The organism is Mycobacterium sp. NGS33, assembly GCF_059812885.1.
Genome location: NZ_JCALDN010000001.1, coordinates 578,702 through 598,054 on the forward strand (window position 1 = coordinate 578,702; position 19,353 = coordinate 598,054).

A 19,353-nucleotide genomic window follows, 5' to 3' on the forward strand; every position below is an offset into this window, starting at 1 on the left:
GAATCAGTCGCGGGCTCCGTAAGATGGCCGCGTGGCACGCCGCCCCCGCACTGTCGGCCCCTCCGCTCAAGACCCGGGCTTCAGCCCGCAGCATGCACTGGAATTGGTGCGCTCCGCCGTCCCACCGGTGCATCCGGCCGGGCGACCGTTCGTCGGCGCCGGGCTGGCGCTGGCCCTGGTCGGCCGCAGGCATCGATGGCTGCGACGGGCGGGCCTGCTGGCCGCCGGTGCCTGCGCGGGATTCTTCCGGCATCCCCCGCGGGTGCCACCCACCCGGCCGGGCGCGATCGTCGCACCCGCCGACGGCGAGATCTGCGTGATCGACTTCGCCGCGCCGCCCGCCGAATTGAACATGGGCGACGCGCCGCTGCCGCGGGTCAGCATCTTCCTGTCGCTGCTGGACGCGCACGTGCAGCGCGCGCCGGTCAGCGGCGAGGTGATCGCCGTGCAGCACCGGCTGGGCCGCTTCGGCTCGGCCGACCTGGCCGCCGCGAGCACCGAGAACGAGCGCACCAGCCTGCGCATCCGCACCCCCGACGGCGCGGACGTCGTCGCGGTGCAGGTCGCCGGGTTGCTGGCCCGGCGCATCATCTGCGACGCGCACGTCGGGGACAAGCTGTCGATCGGGGACACCTACGGCCTGATCCGGTTCGGCTCCAGGCTGGACACCTACCTGCCGCCGGGCGCCGAGCCGCTGGTGAAGGTCGGCCAGCGCGCGATCGCCGGCGAGACCGTGCTGGCCGAGCTGCCATGATCAGCAAGCCGCGCGGACGGCCGGCGGTCAACCTGCAGATCCTGCCGAGCGCGATGACGGTGCTCTCGGTCTGTGCGGGGTTAACCTCGATCCGGTTCGCCCTCGAACACCAGCCCAAGGCGGCCATGGCGCTGATCGCGGCGGCCGCGATCCTGGACGGGCTCGACGGGCGGGTGGCCCGCATCCTGGACGCCCAGTCGCGGATGGGTGAGGAGATCGACTCGCTGGCCGACGCCGTGAACTTCGGCGTGACGCCGGCGATCGTGCTCTACGTGACGCTGCTGACCAAGTCGCCGGCCGGCTGGGTGGTGATCCTGCTCTACGCGGTCTGCGTGGTGTTGCGGCTGGCACGGTTCAACGCCTTGCAGGACGACGGCAGTCAGCCGTCCTACGCGCACGAGTTCTTCGTCGGCATGCCCGCGCCGGCCGGCGCGATCTCGATGATCGGCCTGATCGGACTCAAGCTGCAGTTCGGGGACGGCTGGTGGACGTCACCGCTGTTCCTCTGCAGCTGGATCACCGGGACGTCGATCCTGATGGTCAGCAAGATCCCGATGCGTAAGATGCACGCGGTCGCGGTGCCGCCGAGCTGGGCGGCACCCCTGCTGGCGGTCTTGGCGATCTGCGCGGCGGCCGCCGTGCTGGCGCCCTACGTGTTGATCTGGGTGCTCATCGTCGCCTACCTGTGCCATGTGCCGTTCGCCATCCGCAACTCGCGCTGGCTGGCCGCGCATCCCGAGGCGTGGGATCACGAGCCCAAGCAGCGCCGCGCCGCGCGGCGGGCGATCCGCCGGGCCCAGCCCAACCGCCGGTCGATGGCGCGGCTGGGCCTGCGCAAGCCGGGCAGGCGCCTGCCGTGAGTCGCTCCGGCGACGACGCGGGCCCGGCCCGTCAACTCACTCTGACCGCCCGGCTGAACACCTCCGCCGTGGACTCCCGCCGCGGTGTCATCCGATTGCATCCGAATGCCATTGCCGCACTGGGAATTCGGGAATGGGACGCGGTGTCGCTGATCGGCTCTCGGACCACGGCGGCGGTCGCCGGCCTGGCCGGCCCGGACACGCCGGTGAGCACCGTGCTGCTCGATGACGTGACGCTGTCCAACGCGGGCCTGCGCGAGGGGACCCCGGTGGTCGTCGGCGCGGTCACCGTCTACGGCGCGCGATCGGTGACGCTGGCCGGCTCGACGCTGGCCACCCAGTCGATCACGCCGGTCACGTTGCGACAAGCCTTGCTGGGCAAGGTGATTACCGTGGGCGACGCCGTATCGCTGCTGCCCCGCGACCTGGGCCCGGGCACCTCGACGTCAGAGGCCACCCGCGTGCTGGCCACCGCGGTGGGGATCAGCTGGACCTCGGAGCTGTTGACGGTCACCGGCACCGACCCCGAGGGCCCGGTGAGCGTGCAACCCAACTCGCTGGTCACCTGGGGCGGCGGTGTTCCGTCGAGCGCCGGTGCCGCGTCGCGGATATCGGTCGAGAACGCCAGGCCGGAGATGGTCGTCGAGGAACTCAAGGGCACCCAGCCCCAAGCCGCCAAGCTGGTCGAGTGGCTCAAGCTCGCGCTCGACGAACCGCATCTGCTCAAGACATTGGGCGCCGGCGCCAACCTCGGCGTCCTGGTCTCGGGCCCGGCCGGCGTGGGCAAGGTGACCCTGGTGCGCGCGGTGTGCGGCGACCGCAGGCTGGTCACGCTCGACGGCCCCGAGGTCGGCGCGCTGGCCGCCGAGGACCGGCTCAAGGCGGTGGCGTCGGCGGTGCAGGCGGTCCGCGACGGAGGCGGGGTGCTGCTGATCACCGACGTCGATGCCCTGCTGCCGGCCGCGGCCGAACCGGTGGCATCCCTGATCCTCGGCGAGCTGCGCGCCGCGGTGGCCAGCGAGGGCGTCGCCCTGATCGCCACCTCGGCGCGGCCCGACCAGCTCGACGCCCGGCTGCGGGCCCCCGACCTGTGCGACCGTGAGCTGGGCCTGCCGCTTCCCGACTCCGGCACCCGCAAGGCGCTGCTGGAGTCGCTGCTGCGCAACGTGCCCATCGGCGACCTAGACCTCGACGAGATAGCCTCTCGCACACCGGGTTTCGTGGTCGCCGACCTAGCCGCGCTGGTGCGTGAGGCGGCGCTGCGGGCGGCGTCGCGGGCCAGCTCCGACGGCCTGCCGCCGGAGCTGAAACAGGAGGACCTGGCCGGTGCGCTGACCGTGATCCGGCCGCTGTCCCGCTCGGCCAGCGAGGAGGTCAGCGTCGGCAACATCACCCTCGACGACGTCGGCGACATGGCCGAGGCCCGCCAGGCGCTGACCGAGGCCGTGTTGTGGCCGTTGCAGCATCCCGACACCTTCGCCCGCCTGGGTGTGCAACCGCCGCGCGGGGTGCTGCTGTACGGGCCGCCGGGCTGCGGCAAGACCTTCATCGTGCGCGCGCTGGCCAGCACCGGTCAGCTGTCCGTGCACGCCGTGAAGGGCTCCGAGCTGATGGACAAGTGGGTGGGCAGCTCGGAAAAGGCGGTGCGCGAACTGTTTCGGCGCGCCCGCGATTCGGCGCCCTCGCTGGTCTTCCTCGACGAGGTGGACGCGCTGGCGCCCCGACGCGGGCAGAGCTTCGACTCCGGTGTCACCGATCGCGTGGTGGCGGCGCTCCTGACCGAACTCGACGGCGTCGACCCGCTGCGTGACGTGGTGGTGCTGGGCGCCACCAACCGGCCCGACCTCATCGACCCCGCGCTGCTGCGCCCGGGCCGGCTCGAGCGGCTGGTGTTCGTCGAACCGCCCGACGCCGCGGCCCGCCGCGAAATCCTGCGCACCGCAGGCAAATCCATTCCGTTGAGCGCCGATGTCGATCTCGACGAGGTGGCGGCCGGACTCGACGGCTACAGCGCGGCCGACTGCGTGGCGCTGCTGCGCGAGGCCGCACTGACCGCGATGCGCCGCTCCATCGACGCCACCGACGTGACGGCCGCCGACCTCGCCGCGGCGCGCGAAAACGTCCGTCCCTCTTTGGATTCCACGCAGGTCGAATCGCTACGGGCGTTCGCCAAAGCTTTGTAGCACGGCCCGCGCCGACGCCGCCACGTCCTTTTCCAGCCAGGACGGCATCGGGTCGTCGTGCGCGTGACGCCGCACGACGGCGTAGGGCAGATCGGCCACCGCGCGCGCGACCGCGTCGACGGATCGCGGCCGGGAGTTCCCATAGAGTTCGCGCGCCAGCGTGGCGACGCGGTCGGTCAGCGGGGCGTTCATCTCGGCGAGTGTGTGCCGGAACGCCGCGTCCGGCTCGTCGTCGAGCAGGTCGCCGGGCCGGATCGTCAACAGCAGCCGGGCGTCCTCGGGCAGGGCCCGCGCGAAGCCGACGGCGGCCACGGCCATCGCGACGGCGGCCTCCATCGGGGTCTGGCCGTCGGCGGCCAGCGCCCGCTCCTGGAAGCGGCGCAGCGCGCGCAGCCAGGCCGCCGTGAGGATGCCGTCGCGGTTACCGAACCGGTGATACAACGTGCCCGCCGGTGCGCCACTGGCTTTCGCGATCGCGGCCACGCTGGCGGCTCGCGGACCGCCGTCGAGCACCAGCATTCGGGCGGCGTCGAGAATCACATCGGTTTCGTGCTTCCGCGGAGGGGCCATGATCTAGTACATTCCTTCTATATGGAACGATTACCCTATATCGATGAGCATGCCATAACCATCGACGCGAACCGCGACGACACGTGGTCGGCGCTGCTGCGGGTGATGTGCCGCGACCCGCACGACCCGTCGACGGTGCCGGTCGGCTTCACGCTGGACAAGGCCCGGCCGCCGGCGCGGTTCGCGCTCAAGGGCCGCCACCCCTTCGCCGTCTACCGGTGGGCGTTCGAGTTGGACCCCGTCGCCGGCGGCCGCACCCGCGTGCGCTCGGCGACCTGGGCGGCCTTCCCGGGCCTACACGGCAAGGTCTACCGGGTGCTCGTCATCGGCACCGGGGGGCACCGCCTCGCCGTCCGTTGGACGCTCAAACGCATCGCGGCGGCCGCCGAGCGGGCCGATTACACGGACGTCTTCGAAGTCCCTCTCCCGCAAGGCGACTCACGCACCGCCGAACAGACCTTCCGCGATGCGGTCGGGCGGAGCGGGGGCGGTGGCGTCGTCCCGTGGATCCACCGCCACGTGCTGAGATTGCGCCTCGGGCCGCATTCGTCGGCCGAGCACATCATCGGCTGGACGATCGCGCGGTCGGATCGCGACGAGCTCGTGCTGACGGCGCGCGGGCCACTCATGCTCGGCGAGTTGACGCTGCGCCGCCAGGACGGTCCGCGTGCCAGCCTCACCACTCGCGTGCAGTACTGCCGCAAAACCGCCGGCCGAACGGCCTGGGCTTTCGTCGGCCCGCTGCACCGGGCCGTGGCGCCGCGGCTGATGAAGCGCGCCGCGGTGTGGCAGCGTGTACCGGCATGACCGAACGACCGACCGCGCTGCAGATCGTCGACGGGGTCGACCTGTCCCCCATGACGTGTGTGATCACCGGCGCATCATCGGGCCTGGGCCGCGAGGCCGCCCGGGCGCTGGCCGCCGCCGGCGCGCACGTCATCTTGGCCGCCCGCAACGCCGACGCCCTCGCGGAGGCGGCGCGGTGGATCGCGGCCGAGGTCGCCGGCGCGCGGACGTCGACGGTGCCGCTGGACCTCACGGCGCTGTCCAGCGTGCGCGCGGCGGCGGCCGCGATCGCCGAGATAACCCCGGTCCTCGACGTGCTGATGAACAACGCAGGGGTCATGTTCACGCCGTTCGGGCGCACCCAGGACCGCTTCGAATACCAAATCGGGACAAACCATTTCGGCCACTTCGAGCTCACCCGGTTGCTCATCCCCCAGCTCGCCGCCGCCGGCGGGGCCCGGATCGTGTCCCTGTCATCGGGCGGCCACGTGATGGGCGACGTCGACTTCGACGACCCCAACTGGGAGCGCCGCGAGTACGACAAGTTCGCCGCCTACGGGGCATCCAAGACGGCGAACGTCCTGCACGCCGTGGAAGCCGACCGGCGCCTGCGCGGGGACGGAATCCGGTCCTACGCCGTGCATCCGGGCACCGTGGCCACCTCCCTCGCGCGGTACATGTCGCGCGCGGATTTCTCGCAGCTGCGCGCGCTCGCCGCCGAGAACCGGCCCGAGCCCTCCGACGGTTTCCTCGACTTCGTCATGCCCGAACAGGGTGCGGCCACCCAGGTGTGGGCCGCAATCGCCCCGGAGCTGGCCGACCGGGGCGGCCTCTACCTTGAGGACTGCCGGATCAGCGAGGCCGCGCCACACGCCCGCGACCCGCGGCGCGCGGCCGAACTGTGGGAGCTCTCCGAAAGGCTCTGCGCGACACGGTGACCGCGCGCCGGGTTCACGGATCGGGAAGCGGCGTCCACTCGCGGGACAGCCGCGCGGTGAAGTTCGGCGGCCGGTGCTCGAGGAACGCGGCGACACCCTCCCCGGCGTCGTCGCCGCCCATCACCCGCTCGTGCAGGGCGGTTTCCAGCGCGGCGACCTGTCGCGGCGTGTAGCGATGGATCGCGGTGTCCCACAGCAGGCGTTTGCACAGCGCGGCCGACAGCGGCGCGACGTTGTCCGCGATGTCGCGGGCCACGGTCAGCGCGTGGTCGAGCACCCGGTCGGCGGGCAGCGCACGGTTGGCGACGCCGAGCGCGGCGGCCTCGGCGCCGCCGAAGGTCCGCCCGGTCAACATGATGTCGGCGGCCACGCCCAGGCTGGTCAGCTGGGTCAAGGTCCAATGCGCCATGCAGTCGGGCAGCACGCCCCGGCGGACCTGCACCACACCGTATTTCGCGTCCTCGGCGACGATGCGGAGGTCGGCCTGCAGCGCGATGGTTAGGCCGATTCCGATGGCGTGGCCGTTGACGGCGGCGATCACCGGTTTGCGCAATTCGAAGGCGGCTGGCGTGATCGGCGACGCCGAGAACGCGCCTGGATCGGTGGGCGCATCGAAAGGGCTTGTGTCGTCGGAGAAATCGGCCCCGACGCAAAAGGCGCGTCCGGCCCCGGTCACCACGATGGCCCGCACGTCGTCATCGTCGTCGCACTCGCGGTACGCGCGGCTCAGCAGCGCGCCCATCTCGGCGGTGTAGGCGTTGAGGTGTTCGGGCCGGTTGAGGGTGAGGACCGCCACGCCCGAGTCGATGTCGACCGTCAGGTCCTCGCTCATGGCAGCGCGGGCACCCGGTGCAGGGCGCCGATCATGTCGGCGACGTCCGCGCGGCGCGGCGTGTAGCCGGGGAAATAGCAGCACACCTCGTCGGCGTGCGCACCGAACCGCGCGGCGATCTGCTCCGCGCATTGCTCGGGCGTGCCGACGATCCCGATCCGCCCGACCATCTCGTCGGTGATCAGCCGCCGCATGTCGGCGAAGCGGCCCTGCTTGGACAGCGCGTTGAGTTCGGGCTGCGCCTCGGCCCAGCCCTCGACCTCGAGCACGGGGAGGTAGGCCGGTGTCGAGCCGTAGAACGCGATCAGGGAAGCCACCCCGTTGACCGCGGCCTCCAGGTCGGACTCGTCGCGCCCGACGGCCACCATGGCCTGGGCGATGACCTGGAACTCATCGAACCTGCGCCCCGAGCGGCGCAGCCCCTCGGCGATGGCGGCCACGGTGCGGTTGGCGAAGTGGCGGGCGCTGTTGAACGGCATCACCAAGAGGCCGTCGGCGACCTCGGCGGCGGTGCGCGTCATCACCGGACCCAGCGCGCCCAGCAGCACCGGGGGCGGCCCGAACGGATTGGGCCCGGGGTTGAAGTTGGGCGCCATGATGGTGTGGGTGTAGAACTCGCCGCGAAAGTCCAATCGGGCCTGGCCTTCCCACGCGGCGAAGATCGCCTTGATCGCGGCGATGGCTTCGGCCATTCGCGGGGCCGGAGGTTCCCATCTACCGCCATAACGCTTTTCGATGTGCACCTTGATCTGTGAGCCGAGGCCGAGGCGGAACCGGCCGCCGCTGTAGAGCTGCAGATCGTACGCGGAGTGCGCCATGTGCAAGGGGCTGCGCGGCGGGGCGATCGCGACGTTGGTCATCAGGTCCAGGCCGGTCGTGCCTGCGGCGATCAGCAGCGGGAAGAAGACATCGTGTTGGCCCTCGAAGGTGAACAATCCGTCCGCGCCCGTCGCGGCGATCTCGGCGGCGCTTGCGGCCGCCTGCGCCGGCGAACCGCTGACCTGAAGCTGTACCTTCATGCACCGCCCTTCTGCGAAACCCGCCCGTCATTCGGAAAGCTGAAACTCCACCACTTCGGCGACCGCGTCCACGGCCTCGCGCAGCGCGGCGAGGCGGGCGGCGGCCGTCGGCGCGGACAGCACCGAATAGCGATCGGCCGTGCCGATCGGGATGCGAGATGCCAACGCGAGCAGGCGCTTTCCGGCCGGACCGCCCCGCTCGTCGCCCAGGATCACCTCGCGGCCCGGCAGCTTGATGTCGCGCGCCTGCGCGATCCGCTCGAACAGCGCCATGGCCCGGTCTTCGACGTCGAGCAGCTGGGCGTCCGAGACCGCGTCGCCGGGCTCGTCGGGCCACGGCGTGACCCTCGCCCGGGGGTAGGGCTCGTCGGGCAGCCATTCGATCACCCGGATTCGTTCCCCGGTCCGGCAATTCAGTGAATACCGGCCGGCGCCGTGGTCGACGCATTCGGTGATCCGCGACAGCACGCCGACGTCGCAGCGCGCATCGCCGCCGCCGACCTCACGCCCGCGCGAAATCAGGACCACCCCGAACGGCTCACCGGTGTCCGTGCAATGACGCACCAGCGCGCCGTAGCGCGGCTCGAAGATCCGCAGCGGCAGGTCCTGGTCGGGCAGCAGCGCCGACTCCAGCGGAAACATGGCCAGCTCAAGGGGTTCCGTCATCAGATTTCCAGTTCGGCCACCAGCGCGTCGACGACCGCGCGCAGGTCGCCATCATGTTCTTCGGCCACCCGCCGCTGCCGTTGGTAGGAGGCGCCCTGGCGGGGTATGTCGGCCACCGCGGCCAGCTCGTCGACGCAATTCAGCTTTTTGGCCACCGGCTCCAGCCGGTTCAGCACGTCGTCGAGATCCTCGGTGACCAGTCGCTCGTTGCTGTCGGCGTCCAGGATGATCACCGCGTCCAGGCCGTAGCGCGCGGCGCGCCACTTGTTCTCCTGGTTGTGCCAGGGCGGCATGCTCGGCAACAACTCGTCGGCTTCGAGCCGGCGGTCCAGGTCGACCACCAGGCAATGGGTCAACGCGACCAGCGCGCCCAGCTCGCGCAGGTTGGACACGCCGTCGCAGATCCGCATTTCCAGCGTGCCCAGGTGCGGTGAAGGCCTGATGTCCCAACGGACTTCGTCGACATGGTCGATGATGCCGGTCTTCTTCTGGTCGTGGACGAAGCGTTCGAACTCCGCCCAGGTCTGGAATTGGAACGGCAGCCCGGCGGTGGGCAGCTGCTGAAACATCATCGCCCGGTTGCTCGCGTAACCGGTGTCCACGCCCGCCCACCACGGCGAGGAGGCGGACAGCGCCAGCAGGTGCGGATAGTAGTTGAGCAGTGACGTCATGATCGGCATCACCTTGTTCGGCGAGGACAGGCCGACGTGCACGTGCACGCCCCAGATCAACATCTGCCGTCCCCACCACTGGGTACGCTTGATCAGTTCGGCATAGCGCGGGGCGTCGGTGAGCTTCTGAGAGGTCCACTGCGCGAACGGGTGTGCGCCGGCACAGAACAGCTCCATGCCGCGATCCCGCACGATGCGGCGCGCGGGCCCCAGGGTCTGGCGCAGATCCTCCATCGCCTCGCCCGCGGAATGGCAGATGCCGGTGACCACTTCGACGGTGTTGCGCAGCAATTCCTTGTGCACACGCGGGTTTTCGCCGATCTCGGCGATCACAGCGGTGGCTTCGTTGCTCAGGTCGCGGGTGTGGGCGTCGACGAGAGCGAACTCCCATTCCACCCCGAGGGTGGGCCGCGGTGAACGGGCGAAGTCGATGCGGGAGACGGCCCGCTTAGCCTGCACCGATGACACCGCACGCCACCCGCTTGCCGGGGTCACCGGTGCTCATCGTCATGTCGTCCGGGCCCGGCGTGCCGCTGGTCTGGTTGGTGCGCCCCGATGGGGCATTGGCGGAGTTGGCCGCACCGGCGTGGATGATGATCGCGGTCTTCTGCCCGGTGAGCAGATCGTCCATCGCGAAGGCGTCCGTGGTCGTGACCAACATCCCGGAGCCGTCCTTGCGCACCTGCAACGAGGGCAGGGCCCCGCTGGCGGGCTCGCCCGCGTGCCCGGGCGCCTGGAAGTGGTCGCCGGCGGACAGGAAGTCGCCCGCCGCGCCGCCGGTCGGGGCGACCGAGTTGGGCTCGCACTTGCCGACCTGGTGGACGTGCACGTCGTGGAAGCCGGGCGCGAGCACACCGTTGGCCGTCGTCTCGATGGTGACGGTGGCATAGCCGTTGTTGAATTCGAACGTCGCGGTCGCCACCTGGGTGCCGTCCGGCGCCTTGAGGTGCGTGATGACGCTCGGCGCCGCCGCGGGCCCGGCCTCCGAAGCCTTGGCGCCCGACGGCGAGGGCGATCCCGTCCAGATCGCGGGGGTGGTACCCGGCACCGACGACACCTGCTCGGGCGACGAGCAGGCACCCAGCAGCACGACGCCACCGGCCAGAACCAGAGGCAGCTTACGCATAGCCAGCAGCCTAGCGCGGAGTTAGCCCGCGACGAGGACGATGACACCCGGCGGCTCGCCGCTGAGCGCGGGAATTCGGGGTTCGACGGGCACGCCCAGGTTTTTGCCCACCGCGTCGGCGGTGGCGTGCTCGTCACCGGCGTCGGTGTAGTACACCGTGGTGGCCGAGACGTCGGGCACGGTCATGTTGTCGACCTTGGTGACTTTGAAACCGGCGGACGTCAGTTGGTCCTTGGTGCGCGCGGCCACACCCTCTTTCGAGGAGATGTTGTAGATCTGCACCTCGGCCTGGGTGCTCGCCGGCTTGGTGGTCGGCGACGCGGACGCGGAACTGCTGGCGCTCGCGCTGGAGGCCGGCGATGCCGAATCGTCGTCGGAGCTCCCGGACGAACCCAGAGCCTGCCAACCGAGCAGCAGGAAAATGACGCCGAGGAACAACAGCACCATCACCATGGCCCGTAGGGGCAGCCCAGTGGAGTCGGGAACTCGTTCTTTCATCGAGCCCTACTGTAACGAGTCAGGTCACCTCGAAGCCGAGGCGCCGCGCCGCGCGCGCCTTCTGCCTGCTGGCGCGCAGCCTGCGCAGCCGTTTCACCAGCATCGGGTCGGCGGCCAGCGCCTCGGGCCGGTCGACGAGCGCGTTGAGCACCTGGTAGTACCGCGTCGCCGACATCGAGAACAACTCTTTGATGGCGTCTTCCTTCACACCCGCGAACTTCCACCACTGGCGCTCGAAGGCCAGGATGTCGTGCTCGCGGCGGGTCAGCCCATCTGCGATCTCAGAGTCGTCCCCCGATCGATTTGCCCGCGCCATGGCGCTGTCCATATCGCTTCCCCTGGACCCTTTCGGCGAATTCCGAACTGCTCGAATGACTTGACTTAGCTAAGGGCGTGTTTCGGCGATAATTGAAACACGCGCCAAACCCTCAAGCCGTCATCCAGACCCGCGAGTCGGCCGATTGACCAAGATTGCCCAGACGCCGATCGCCGGCCGAACAGCTCGCGGGCGTGCGGTAGCTTAGCCGACCATGGCAGTCGTTCCGATCCGCATCGTGGGAGATCCCGTCCTGCACACCCCGACACAGCCGGTGCCGGTCGCTGCCGACGGTTCACTGCCGGCGGATCTGGCCGAGTTGATCACCAACCTGTACGACACCATGGACGCCGCGCACGGGGTGGGGTTGGCCGCCAACCAGATCGGGGTCGGGTTGCGGGTCTTCGTCTACGACTGCGCCGACGACCGGGGCCGCACCGACCGGCGGCGCGGCGTCGTCGTCAACCCCATCCTGGAAACCTCCGAGATACCCGAGACCATGCCCGATCCGGAGAACGACGACGAGGGTTGCCTGTCGGTGCCCGGCGAGTCGTTCCCCACCGGGCGCGCCAAGTGGGCGCGGGTCACCGGACTCGACGCCGACGGGACGCCGATCTCCATCGAAGGCAGCGACCTGTTCGCCCGGATGCTGCAGCACGAGACCGGGCACCTGGATGGTTTCCTCTACCTGGACCGTCTCATCGGCCGGCACGCGCGCAGCGCGAAACGCGCCGTCAAATCCCACAACTGGGGCGTTCCCGGCCTCTCCTGGATGCCCGGGGAGGGACCGGACCCGTTCGGTCACTGATGCTCTCGTGGCCCGACCCCGGCACCCGGGTGACCGTGCGCTACCGCCGCCCGGCCGGTTCGGTGCCGCCGTTGACCGACGCGGTCGGACACCTGCTGGCGGTCGACCCGCTGGTGCGGGTGCGCACGAAGAGCGGCGCGGTCGTCGAGTTCGCGCCGTCCGACGCGGTGGCGCTGCGGGTGCTCACCGACGCCCCCATCCGCACCTCACAGATCCGCGCGCTCGAGCATGCCGCCGCCGCGGCCTGGCCGGGCGCGGAGCGCACCTGGCTGGACGGCTGGCTGCTGCGCGCCGGCCACGGCGTCGATGTGGCCGCGAATTCCGCTGTGCCGCTTGATATTTCTGCCCAGGTGAGCACGGTTCCGGCGATCGTCGACTGGTACGAGCGCCGCGGCCTGACGCCGCGGCTGGCCCTGCCCGACCGGATGCTGACACCCCCGCCCGGGCTGGCCGACGAGTACACGGAACAGCTTGTCGTGCGCGACCTTTCCGAGGTGAGCGTCCCGGAGGCCGACCGGTCCATCACGTTGGCACCGCTGCCCGATGACGGCTGGCTGGGCATCCACGACGGCCGCGTTCCGGTCGACGTGCTCACCGCCGCTGTCGACGGGGAGCTCATGTTCGGCACGCATCGCGGCATCGCCGTCGCGGGCGCCGCGGTGACCGAGGCGCCCGATGGCGCGCGGTGGGTCGGCATCTCGGCGGTGGGCTCGGTGGCCGGCGCCGACGAGCACGCGGCGGCGCAGCTGTGCGAGGCGTTGTTGGCGTGGGGCGCGAATCGCGGTGCGACGCGCGGCTACCTGCGGGCGCCCGACGCCGGCGTGGCGACGCTTGCCGGGGCGCTCGGCTTCCGGCTGCACCACCGCCGCCGCTACGTCCCGGTGCGCCCGGGCGTCTGGGATAGCGTCTAGCCATGCCCGAAGGCACGATCGACGCCGGCGACCGGCCGCTGCGGCTTGCCACCTGGAACGTGAATTCGATTCGCTCCCGGCTGCCCCGCGTCATCGACTGGTTGTCCCGCGCCGACGTCGACGTGCTGGCGATGCAGGAGACCAAATGCTCCGACAGCCAGTTCCCCACCCTGCCGTTCTTCGAACTCGGCTACGAGGTCGCCCATGTCGGTTTCAACCAATGGAACGGCGTGGCGATCGCCTCGCGCGTCGGTCTCGACGACGTGCAGATCGGGTTCGACGGGCAACCCAGCTGGAGCAGCAAGCCCGAAGTCGCCGCGGCGGCGGAAGCCCGCGCCCTCGCGGCGACGTGCGGCGGCGTGCGGATGTGGAGCCTCTACGTTCCCAATGGCCGCGCCCTGGGCGACCCGCACTACGTCTACAAACTCGAATGGCTTGCCGCACTGCGTGATTCGGCATCGGGCTGGCTTCGCGACGATCCCACCGCCGAGATCGCACTGGCCGGCGACTGGAACATCGCCCCGCAGGACGACGACGTGTGGAGTATGGACTTCTACGCCGGCGCCACGCACGTCTCCGAGCCGGAGCGCCGGGCGTTCGCCGCCATCGTCGAGGCGCAATTCACCGATGTGGTGCGCCCTTTCACGCCGGGCCCGGGGGTCTACACGTACTGGGACTACACCCGGTTGCGGTTCCCGAAGGGGCAGGGCATGCGCATCGATTTCATCCTCGGCTCACCGGCTTTGGCCGGCCGCGTGACGGACGCGCAGATCGTCCGCGACGAACGCAAGGGCAAGGCGGCCAGCGATCACGCGCCGGTCCTCGTCGATGTGCGGCGCGACTGACCGGGTCCCTCGCGCCCGGGCCGGGCGCAACATGACATCCAGCTCCGGCAAATTTTGATGCGGCTTCGCGTTGTCTGCGCGATGGCTTGGTGGCAGGCTTTAAAAGTCAGTAGCAAGAGCAGGGAGTCATCATGAGTGTCATCGGCGGAGCAGTCCGAGGCGTGAGTCAGGCGGTGAACCGCGCGGCGAACGCGACGACCGCGGCCGCCGGTGCCGTGGGCGGCGCAGCGGTCAACGGAGTCATCGGCGGCGTCACCGGGGCCGCCGAGGGAGTCAAGCGCGGCATGAACAGCGGCAGCCACTCGGCGCCCGCGGCCGCGTTGGCCATCGGCGCGCTCGGCGTCGCCGGATTGGTCGAATGGCCGCTGCTGCTGGCGGTCGGCGGCAGCGCGCTGCTGTTGCAGAGGTTGAGCCGCAAACAGGAGCCCGAACCGCGGGCGGTCAAAGCGAATCTGAAATCGGTGCCGGTGGATTCGGCGCCGCAGAAACCGACGCCGCAGGGATCCGCGCCCGCGAAAGCCGCGCCCGCCAAGGCCGCCAAGTCGACGGCCAAGAAGACGGCCGGACGCCGGGCGGGCAGCACGCGGTTGCGCAGCACCAACTAGGCGAACCCGCGATCAGCCGATCGCCCGGCTGATCACCGCCGGGGCCAACTGCTGCGACGTCCAGCGCAGCACGCGATCCGGCTGATGGGCGCTCGGATCCGGGCAGACCGCTCCCCGCACCGCCCGGGAGGGCGACACCGCGCCGCGACGAGGCGCCCGATCGCTGTGCCGAATCTCGACAACCCCGACGCGCCACAACAACGCATAGAGTTCGACTAGCGGCACCCTCAGCACCGAAGCGAACGATGAAACTAACGGATCGCCCCCGGTGTCGGTCATCGTCGACATAAGTCCGACGGTGGACGCGCGAACCAGCGAGACGGGAAACCCTTCGTTACCGAAAGGCAAATGATGGCGGAAAAGAAGTCGCGGCGCGGCACTACCCAGCGCGAGGCGGTGGACAAGATCCGCGAGGGTGAGACCTTTGCGGTGAACCTGCCGGCGATCGGCCAGGTGGAAATCCCCAGGCCAGAGCAGTTGGCCTACTTCGGCGGGCTGGCGGCCCTGGCGGCCCTCGAACTCATCGACTGGCCGGTGGCGCTGGTCATCGCCGCCGGACACTTCCTGGCCAGCAACCACCACAACAAGCTGTTGGAGGAACTCGGCGAGGCGATGGAGGAGGCCTAGCCGGTCCGAGTCGCCGTGGCGCTTCCCGCGACCGCGCGATCGAACCGCAAGGTGACCCGGGTGCCGGACGCGGTCCGCAGCGTTTCGACGCCGTCGGCCAATCCGCTCATCAGCGTGAGCCCGCGTCCGCGGCGGCGGCTGCGCAGGCTGGCCGACGAATCGCCGCTCCACTGGCCCGTGTCGCTGACGGTGATCGTCACGGTGTCCTGATGCAGGAAGGCCTCGATGGACACCGTTTGGCGGGCATTGTTGCGGCTGCCGTGTTCGATCGCGTTGGTGACCGCTTCGCCGGTGGCCAACAAGATGTCGGTCTCGCGATGCGGCGCGACGACGATGGTGCTCAGCCATTCGCGCAACCGTTCGCGCGCGGCGGGAATCTGAGCCGGCGCGGCCGGCAGCACGGTGGCGAAACTGGCCCGGGCGAGGTGGCTCGGCCGCAGCGCGAGCACGACGACGTCGTCACGGTAGCCCGTCGGCGGGGCCATTCGGGACAGCAGTTCCGCGCAGATCGATTCCACGGGCAGTCCGGCGCACTGCGCCGCCGCCGCCTGCAAACGCGCGAACCCGTCGTCGAGCGTCTCGCCGGGCCGCTCGATCAGCCCGTCGGTATAGAGCAGGATCAGCCCGCCGGGCGGCAGCTCCGCCGTCGCCGTGTGGCCCGGGGGCTGGTCCGGCGCATGGTGGGCGCCGGTCGCCGTCACCGTGACCGGGGCGCGGCGGCCGGACTCGAGGAAGATCGCGCGGCCGTCGGGCAGCACCAGCAGCGGATAGGGATGCCCGGCGCAGCTGTAGCTGACGGTGGCGCCTCCGCCGTGGCCGTCCGTGTCGATCAGGGCGTAGGCCACCGTCGCACAGCGCGCGCCGTCGACGCTGGCGCCGTATCGGTCCAGCGAACCCAGCACCGCGTCGGGTTCGCCCGCGGTGAGCGCCAACGCGGCGACCGCGGCGCGCAACCTGCTCATCACGATCGCCGCGGACAGGCCGTGGCCGACCACGTCACCGACCGATATCGCGATCCTGCCGGGGTGCTCCAGCGGGGTGACCGAATACCAGTCGCCGCCGACCCGCATGGCCTCCCCCGCCGGCTGGTAGACGGCCGCGACGACCGCGGCGGTGGAGCCGCGATCCAGGTCGAGCAGGTGCTCCTGGAAGTCGATGGCGATCTCGTGTTCGCGGGCCATCAGCCGCACTCGGTCCAGGGCCGCCGACGTCAGCTCGGTCACCCGCGCGAAGGCGTCGAGGTCGGCGGCCTCGAAATGGCGCGGCTGCGGCCACAGCAACGCCAGCACGCCTAGCATGCGACCGGACCCGTCCCGCAGCGGATGGCTGACGCAGGCGCGGATGCGCGCCGCGCTGTCCTGCACGGCGTGCTCGTAGCGCGGGGGCAGGTCGAACGTGTCGGCGACGATCATCGACTCGCCGGTGCGCGCGACGTCGGCGCCGATCAAGGGCGCGTCGAGCGCGACGACGTGGTAGCGGTCCCGAAACTCCGCGGGTAGGTCACCGGCGTATTCGAACCGCAGGTAGTCCTCGCCGTCGAGGACGCCGATCGCAACGGCACCGGCGTCACCGGAACCGAAGGAGGAGCCGAGCAGTGCGTCCATGATCCCGGCCACCGAGCTGGTGCCCTGCAGCGCCGAGTCGAGGTGCACTAGCTCCGAGGCCAGCCGCGACTGCGCCTCGCGACGCTGCCGGTCACGCTCGCGGCCCACCGCAGACAGCCTCGACGCCAGCCGGTCGATCAGCTCCTGCGATCGGAACGGCTTGGGCAGGTAGTCGTCCGCGCCACCGGCGTAGCCCTCGTTGACGGCCTCCGCGCCGGCCCTCGCGGACAGCATCAGGATCGGCGTCGCCGCCAGGTCCGGGTCCGCGCGAACGGCGGCGACGTATTCGAAGCCGTCGAGCCCGGGCATCATCACATCGGTGACGATCGCGTCCGGACGCAGGCTGCGGGTCGCGGCCAGCGCCGACTCGCCGTCGGCGACCGACACCGTCTCCCAGTGCGGCGACAACACCCGCTCGAGGTGGGCACGCATGTCGGCGTTGTCGTCGGCGATCAGCACCACCTGGCGGGTCATCGTCGGTGTGGCGGCGACGGGTTCGGCGACCGGCATTACCCACTGGCTAGCCTCGGCGACATACGGATTGGTCTCGTCCGGCCCCGCCGGCGACGGGTCGACGACCGCGCCGGAGGCCGATCGCGGCACGCGGATCGTCACGGTGGTGCCCTGGTCCACTTCGCTATCGATCTCGACCATGCCGCGGTGCAGGTCTACCAGCCCGCGGACCAGAGACAACCCGATCCCGGTGCCCTCGACGCTGCGGCCGCGAACGTTGTCGGCTCGGTAGAAGCGCTCGAACAGCAGCTTCAGATCCTCGGCGCCGATGCCGACGCCGGTGTCGCGCACCGCGATCACGCACTGCGCGGCCTCGGTGCGCACCCGCACCGAAATCGTGCCCTGCAGCGTGTATTTCACCGCGTTGGACAGCAGGTTGAGGACGATCGTCTCCCACATCGCCGGATCGACATCGGCCAAAGCCGGCGCGCAGTCCAGCTTCAACTCCAGCCCGGCGCGGTGACACAGCTCGGTGAACGACGACGCGATCTGCGCGGTGAGCGCGCCGACGTCGGTGCACACCAGCTTCGCGTTGGCCCGGCCGGCCTCGATGCGCGAAAAGTCGAGCAGCGAGTCGACCAGGCGCTGCAGCCGCCGCGCGTTGCGTCCCGCGGTGGTAAGCCGCTCCGCGAGAACGCTTTCCGGCTTCGCGTCCGACAGCGCGTCGTCCAGCGGTCCGAGCAGCAGGGTCAACGGGGTGCGGAACTCGTGGCTGACGTTGGTCAAGAATGCGGTCTTGGCCCGATCCAGTTCGGCCAGCACGTCGGCTCGGTGCCGCTCTTGCTCGTAGGAAACGATCGAGGCGAAGGTCGACGTCAACTGGTCGGCCAGCAGCTGGCAGAAACCCTGGAATTGGGCGTCCATGGGACGCCGGGGGTTGGCGGCGACCACCAGCGCCCCCGCCGTAGAGGCCTCCCCGAGGGGCACCACAAGAGCTTCCTGCGGGCAGTCGCCACCCAGCGCCTCTTCGATGGCGGGGATCGCGGCAGCCACGTCGTCGATCAGCTGCACCTCGGCCCGGGTCCGCGACGCCGCATCCCACGCGGTCAGCTGGGCCAGTTCGCCCGGCAGCAACGGCAGAATGGCGGGCGTCGCCCCGCGCACCGTGACCCTTCCCGTCGCGCCGTCGTCGGCGTACACGGCGATGAACGCCAGGTCGGCGGGCTGGCCGGCACAGATCCTGACAGCGACGCCGACCGCGTCGTCGATGCTGCGGCTCTCGACTATCGCGGAGGCGACCGTGTTGAGCAGGTGCAGGCGGCGCTCGCTCAGCACCCGCTCGGTGGTTTCGTAGGAGGGGCAGAAAATGCCGAAGGGCTTGCCGTCGCCGTCGATCAGGGGGCTGTAGGTGAAGGTGAAGTAGCGCTCGACGCGCCGCCCGGTGGTCACCATCGGCAGCATCAGATCTCGCGACCAGGTCGCCTCACCGGTCGCGACCACGCCGGCGAGCATCGGGGCGATCGAATCCCAGATGTCCCACCACACTTCGCGGCCGGGCTGCCCCAGCGAGTGGGGGTGCTTGTCGCCCAGGATCTCGATGTAGGCCTCGTTGTACACCACGAACAGGTCCTCGGTGCCCAGCCACAGCACCAGCGGGAACCGCGACGCCAGCGTCGTGGCGACCGCCGCCCGCATCTCGCTGGACCAGCCGCTCGGCGGCCCCAACGGATGAGTGTCCCAGTCGTATTCGGCGAACCGCCGGCCCATCTCACCGCCCAACGAAACGGCAGCGGCCAGATCGGCCGGCAGTCGCGAGTTCATTGCGGTCGTCTTCGGTGCAATGCCGCGGACCGGGACGGGTAGATGTCGAAGACCCGGTCCAACTCGGTGACCTGGATAGGCCTAAGCACTTGGTCATGGTCGGCGACAAGCCGGACCGCGGTCCCGGCGGCTTTGGCGCCCTCATGACAATCGAGCACCACGTTCAGCGCCGCGCTACCGAAGAACTCGACAGCCAGCAGGTCGATCACCACCGCGCGCACCGGCTGCGTCGAGGCCAGCCCGAGCGCGGTGGTCAGGTGAGCGGCAAGCTCACCGACGTTACTGGAGTCGACATCGCCTTTGACGCTGACGATCACTGCGTCGTCGTTAGCCTCGTGTTCGACCGCCAACAAACTTCATGCCTTTCGCCGCAGCCAACGTTGGGATCTGCTGCCGCTAAGCCCGACGACGCGGCGTAGATGCGCGGTCGCGCATCGCAGATGACCCGAGAGTAACCCGT

The 19,353-nt window shown here is 70.3% G+C and carries 21 protein-coding genes; 10 read left to right on the forward strand and 11 right to left on the reverse strand.

The features are described 5' to 3' along the window. Nucleotides 1-31 precede the first annotated feature (31 nt). The 3 genes from AC5Y5B_RS02550 to AC5Y5B_RS02560 are packed head-to-tail and all read left to right on the forward strand — an operon-like array spanning nucleotide 32 to nucleotide 3,797. Complete coding sequence (locus tag AC5Y5B_RS02550) at nucleotides 32-754, forward strand: phosphatidylserine decarboxylase (protein ID WP_500003252.1); 723 nt, start codon at nucleotides 32-34, stop codon at nucleotides 752-754. Then, the gene (gene pssA / locus AC5Y5B_RS02555) at nucleotides 751-1,614 is read left to right on the forward strand and encodes a CDP-diacylglycerol--serine O-phosphatidyltransferase (RefSeq protein ID WP_112631660.1); all 864 of its coding nucleotides are present in this window, start codon (nucleotides 751-753) and stop codon (nucleotides 1,612-1,614) included. Before AC5Y5B_RS02550 ends, pssA begins: the two co-directional genes overlap by 4 nt. Then, on the forward strand, nucleotides 1,611-3,797 hold the full coding sequence (locus AC5Y5B_RS02560; protein ID WP_500003254.1) for an AAA family ATPase: 2,187 nt from the start codon (nucleotides 1,611-1,613) through the stop codon (nucleotides 3,795-3,797). Before pssA ends, AC5Y5B_RS02560 begins: the two co-directional genes overlap by 4 nt. Here AC5Y5B_RS02560 and AC5Y5B_RS02565 read toward each other — a convergent pair. Continuing rightward, nucleotides 3,771-4,367: a TetR/AcrR family transcriptional regulator gene (locus AC5Y5B_RS02565; RefSeq protein WP_112631662.1), complete on the reverse strand. Its 597-nt coding sequence runs from the start codon at nucleotides 4,365-4,367 to the stop codon at nucleotides 3,771-3,773. The genes AC5Y5B_RS02560 and AC5Y5B_RS02565 overlap by 27 nt on opposite strands. 21 nt (nucleotides 4,368-4,388) lie before the next feature. On the opposite strand from AC5Y5B_RS02565, the gene AC5Y5B_RS02570 reads away from it, so the two are divergent. Further along, on the forward strand, nucleotides 4,389-5,174 hold the full coding sequence (locus AC5Y5B_RS02570; protein WP_500003258.1) for a DUF2867 domain-containing protein: 786 nt from the start codon (nucleotides 4,389-4,391) through the stop codon (nucleotides 5,172-5,174). Then, nucleotides 5,171-6,091, forward strand: coding sequence for an SDR family NAD(P)-dependent oxidoreductase (locus AC5Y5B_RS02575; protein ID WP_500003260.1), 921 nt, complete (start codon nucleotides 5,171-5,173; stop codon nucleotides 6,089-6,091). The genes AC5Y5B_RS02570 and AC5Y5B_RS02575 overlap by 4 nt, the downstream gene beginning before the upstream one ends. 13 nt (nucleotides 6,092-6,104) lie before the next feature. On the opposite strand, the gene AC5Y5B_RS02580 is transcribed toward AC5Y5B_RS02575, so the two are convergent. The 7 genes from AC5Y5B_RS02580 to napA are packed head-to-tail and all read right to left on the reverse strand — an operon-like array spanning nucleotide 6,105 to nucleotide 11,231. Continuing rightward, nucleotides 6,105-6,923 (reverse strand): enoyl-CoA hydratase/isomerase family protein, encoded by an 819-nt coding sequence (locus tag AC5Y5B_RS02580; RefSeq protein ID WP_500003262.1) that lies wholly within the window; start codon nucleotides 6,921-6,923, stop codon nucleotides 6,105-6,107. Continuing rightward, on the reverse strand, nucleotides 6,920-7,942 hold the full coding sequence (locus AC5Y5B_RS02585) for a TIGR03617 family F420-dependent LLM class oxidoreductase (protein ID WP_500003265.1): 1,023 nt from the start codon (nucleotides 7,940-7,942) through the stop codon (nucleotides 6,920-6,922). Before AC5Y5B_RS02585 ends, AC5Y5B_RS02580 begins: the two co-directional genes overlap by 4 nt. 27 nt (nucleotides 7,943-7,969) lie before the next feature. Next, the gene (locus tag AC5Y5B_RS02590) at nucleotides 7,970-8,608 is read right to left on the reverse strand and encodes an LON peptidase substrate-binding domain-containing protein (RefSeq protein WP_500003267.1); all 639 of its coding nucleotides are present in this window, start codon (nucleotides 8,606-8,608) and stop codon (nucleotides 7,970-7,972) included. Next, on the reverse strand, nucleotides 8,608-9,747 hold the full coding sequence (locus AC5Y5B_RS02595; RefSeq protein WP_500003268.1) for a glutamate--cysteine ligase: 1,140 nt from the start codon (nucleotides 9,745-9,747) through the stop codon (nucleotides 8,608-8,610). Before AC5Y5B_RS02595 ends, AC5Y5B_RS02590 begins: the two co-directional genes overlap by 1 nt. Next, nucleotides 9,728-10,405 (reverse strand): superoxide dismutase[Cu-Zn], encoded by a 678-nt coding sequence (sodC, locus tag AC5Y5B_RS02600; protein WP_500003270.1) that lies wholly within the window; start codon nucleotides 10,403-10,405, stop codon nucleotides 9,728-9,730. Before sodC ends, AC5Y5B_RS02595 begins: the two co-directional genes overlap by 20 nt. 21 nt (nucleotides 10,406-10,426) lie before the next feature. Continuing rightward, entirely contained in the window at nucleotides 10,427-10,903 is a 477-nt protein-coding gene (locus AC5Y5B_RS02605; protein WP_500003273.1) for a LytR C-terminal domain-containing protein, read from the reverse strand. A gap of 19 nt (nucleotides 10,904-10,922) precedes the next feature. Further along, a complete protein-coding gene (gene napA, locus AC5Y5B_RS02610; RefSeq protein ID WP_007768412.1) occupies nucleotides 10,923-11,231 on the reverse strand; it encodes a nucleoid-associated protein NapA in 309 nt (102 codons plus the stop codon). A gap of 202 nt (nucleotides 11,232-11,433) precedes the next feature. On the opposite strand from napA, the gene AC5Y5B_RS02615 reads away from it, so the two are divergent. The 4 genes from AC5Y5B_RS02615 (at nucleotide 11,434) to AC5Y5B_RS02630 (ending at nucleotide 14,388) form a co-directional block, all read left to right on the forward strand. After that, nucleotides 11,434-12,027, forward strand: a complete 594-nt coding sequence (locus AC5Y5B_RS02615; protein WP_112631671.1) for a peptide deformylase — start codon at nucleotides 11,434-11,436, stop codon at nucleotides 12,025-12,027. Then, nucleotides 12,027-12,938, forward strand: coding sequence for an N-acetylglutamate synthase, CG3035 family (locus AC5Y5B_RS02620; protein ID WP_500003277.1), 912 nt, complete (start codon nucleotides 12,027-12,029; stop codon nucleotides 12,936-12,938). The genes AC5Y5B_RS02615 and AC5Y5B_RS02620 overlap by 1 nt, the downstream gene beginning before the upstream one ends. A 38-nt stretch (nucleotides 12,939-12,976) precedes the next feature. After that, nucleotides 12,977-13,783, forward strand: coding sequence for an exodeoxyribonuclease III (locus tag AC5Y5B_RS02625; protein ID WP_500003827.1), 807 nt, complete (start codon nucleotides 12,977-12,979; stop codon nucleotides 13,781-13,783). A gap of 131 nt (nucleotides 13,784-13,914) precedes the next feature. Continuing rightward, complete coding sequence (locus AC5Y5B_RS02630; protein WP_500003281.1) at nucleotides 13,915-14,388, forward strand: hypothetical protein; 474 nt, start codon at nucleotides 13,915-13,917, stop codon at nucleotides 14,386-14,388. Nucleotides 14,389-14,400: 12 nt separating this feature from the next. On the opposite strand, the gene AC5Y5B_RS02635 is transcribed toward AC5Y5B_RS02630, so the two are convergent. Beyond that, a complete protein-coding gene (locus tag AC5Y5B_RS02635; RefSeq protein WP_112631675.1) occupies nucleotides 14,401-14,667 on the reverse strand; it encodes an Rv1535 domain-containing protein in 267 nt (88 codons plus the stop codon). A gap of 72 nt (nucleotides 14,668-14,739) precedes the next feature. On the opposite strand from AC5Y5B_RS02635, the gene AC5Y5B_RS02640 reads away from it, so the two are divergent. Continuing rightward, the gene (locus tag AC5Y5B_RS02640) at nucleotides 14,740-15,015 is read left to right on the forward strand and encodes a hypothetical protein (protein WP_112631737.1); all 276 of its coding nucleotides are present in this window, start codon (nucleotides 14,740-14,742) and stop codon (nucleotides 15,013-15,015) included. On the opposite strand, the gene AC5Y5B_RS02645 is transcribed toward AC5Y5B_RS02640, so the two are convergent. After that, entirely contained in the window at nucleotides 15,012-18,893 is a 3,882-nt protein-coding gene (locus tag AC5Y5B_RS02645; protein ID WP_500003283.1) for a SpoIIE family protein phosphatase, read from the reverse strand. The genes AC5Y5B_RS02640 and AC5Y5B_RS02645 overlap by 4 nt on opposite strands. Further along, nucleotides 18,890-19,246 (reverse strand): STAS domain-containing protein, encoded by a 357-nt coding sequence (locus AC5Y5B_RS02650; protein ID WP_112631677.1) that lies wholly within the window; start codon nucleotides 19,244-19,246, stop codon nucleotides 18,890-18,892. Before AC5Y5B_RS02650 ends, AC5Y5B_RS02645 begins: the two co-directional genes overlap by 4 nt. Between the last annotated feature and the right edge of the window lie 107 nt (nucleotides 19,247-19,353).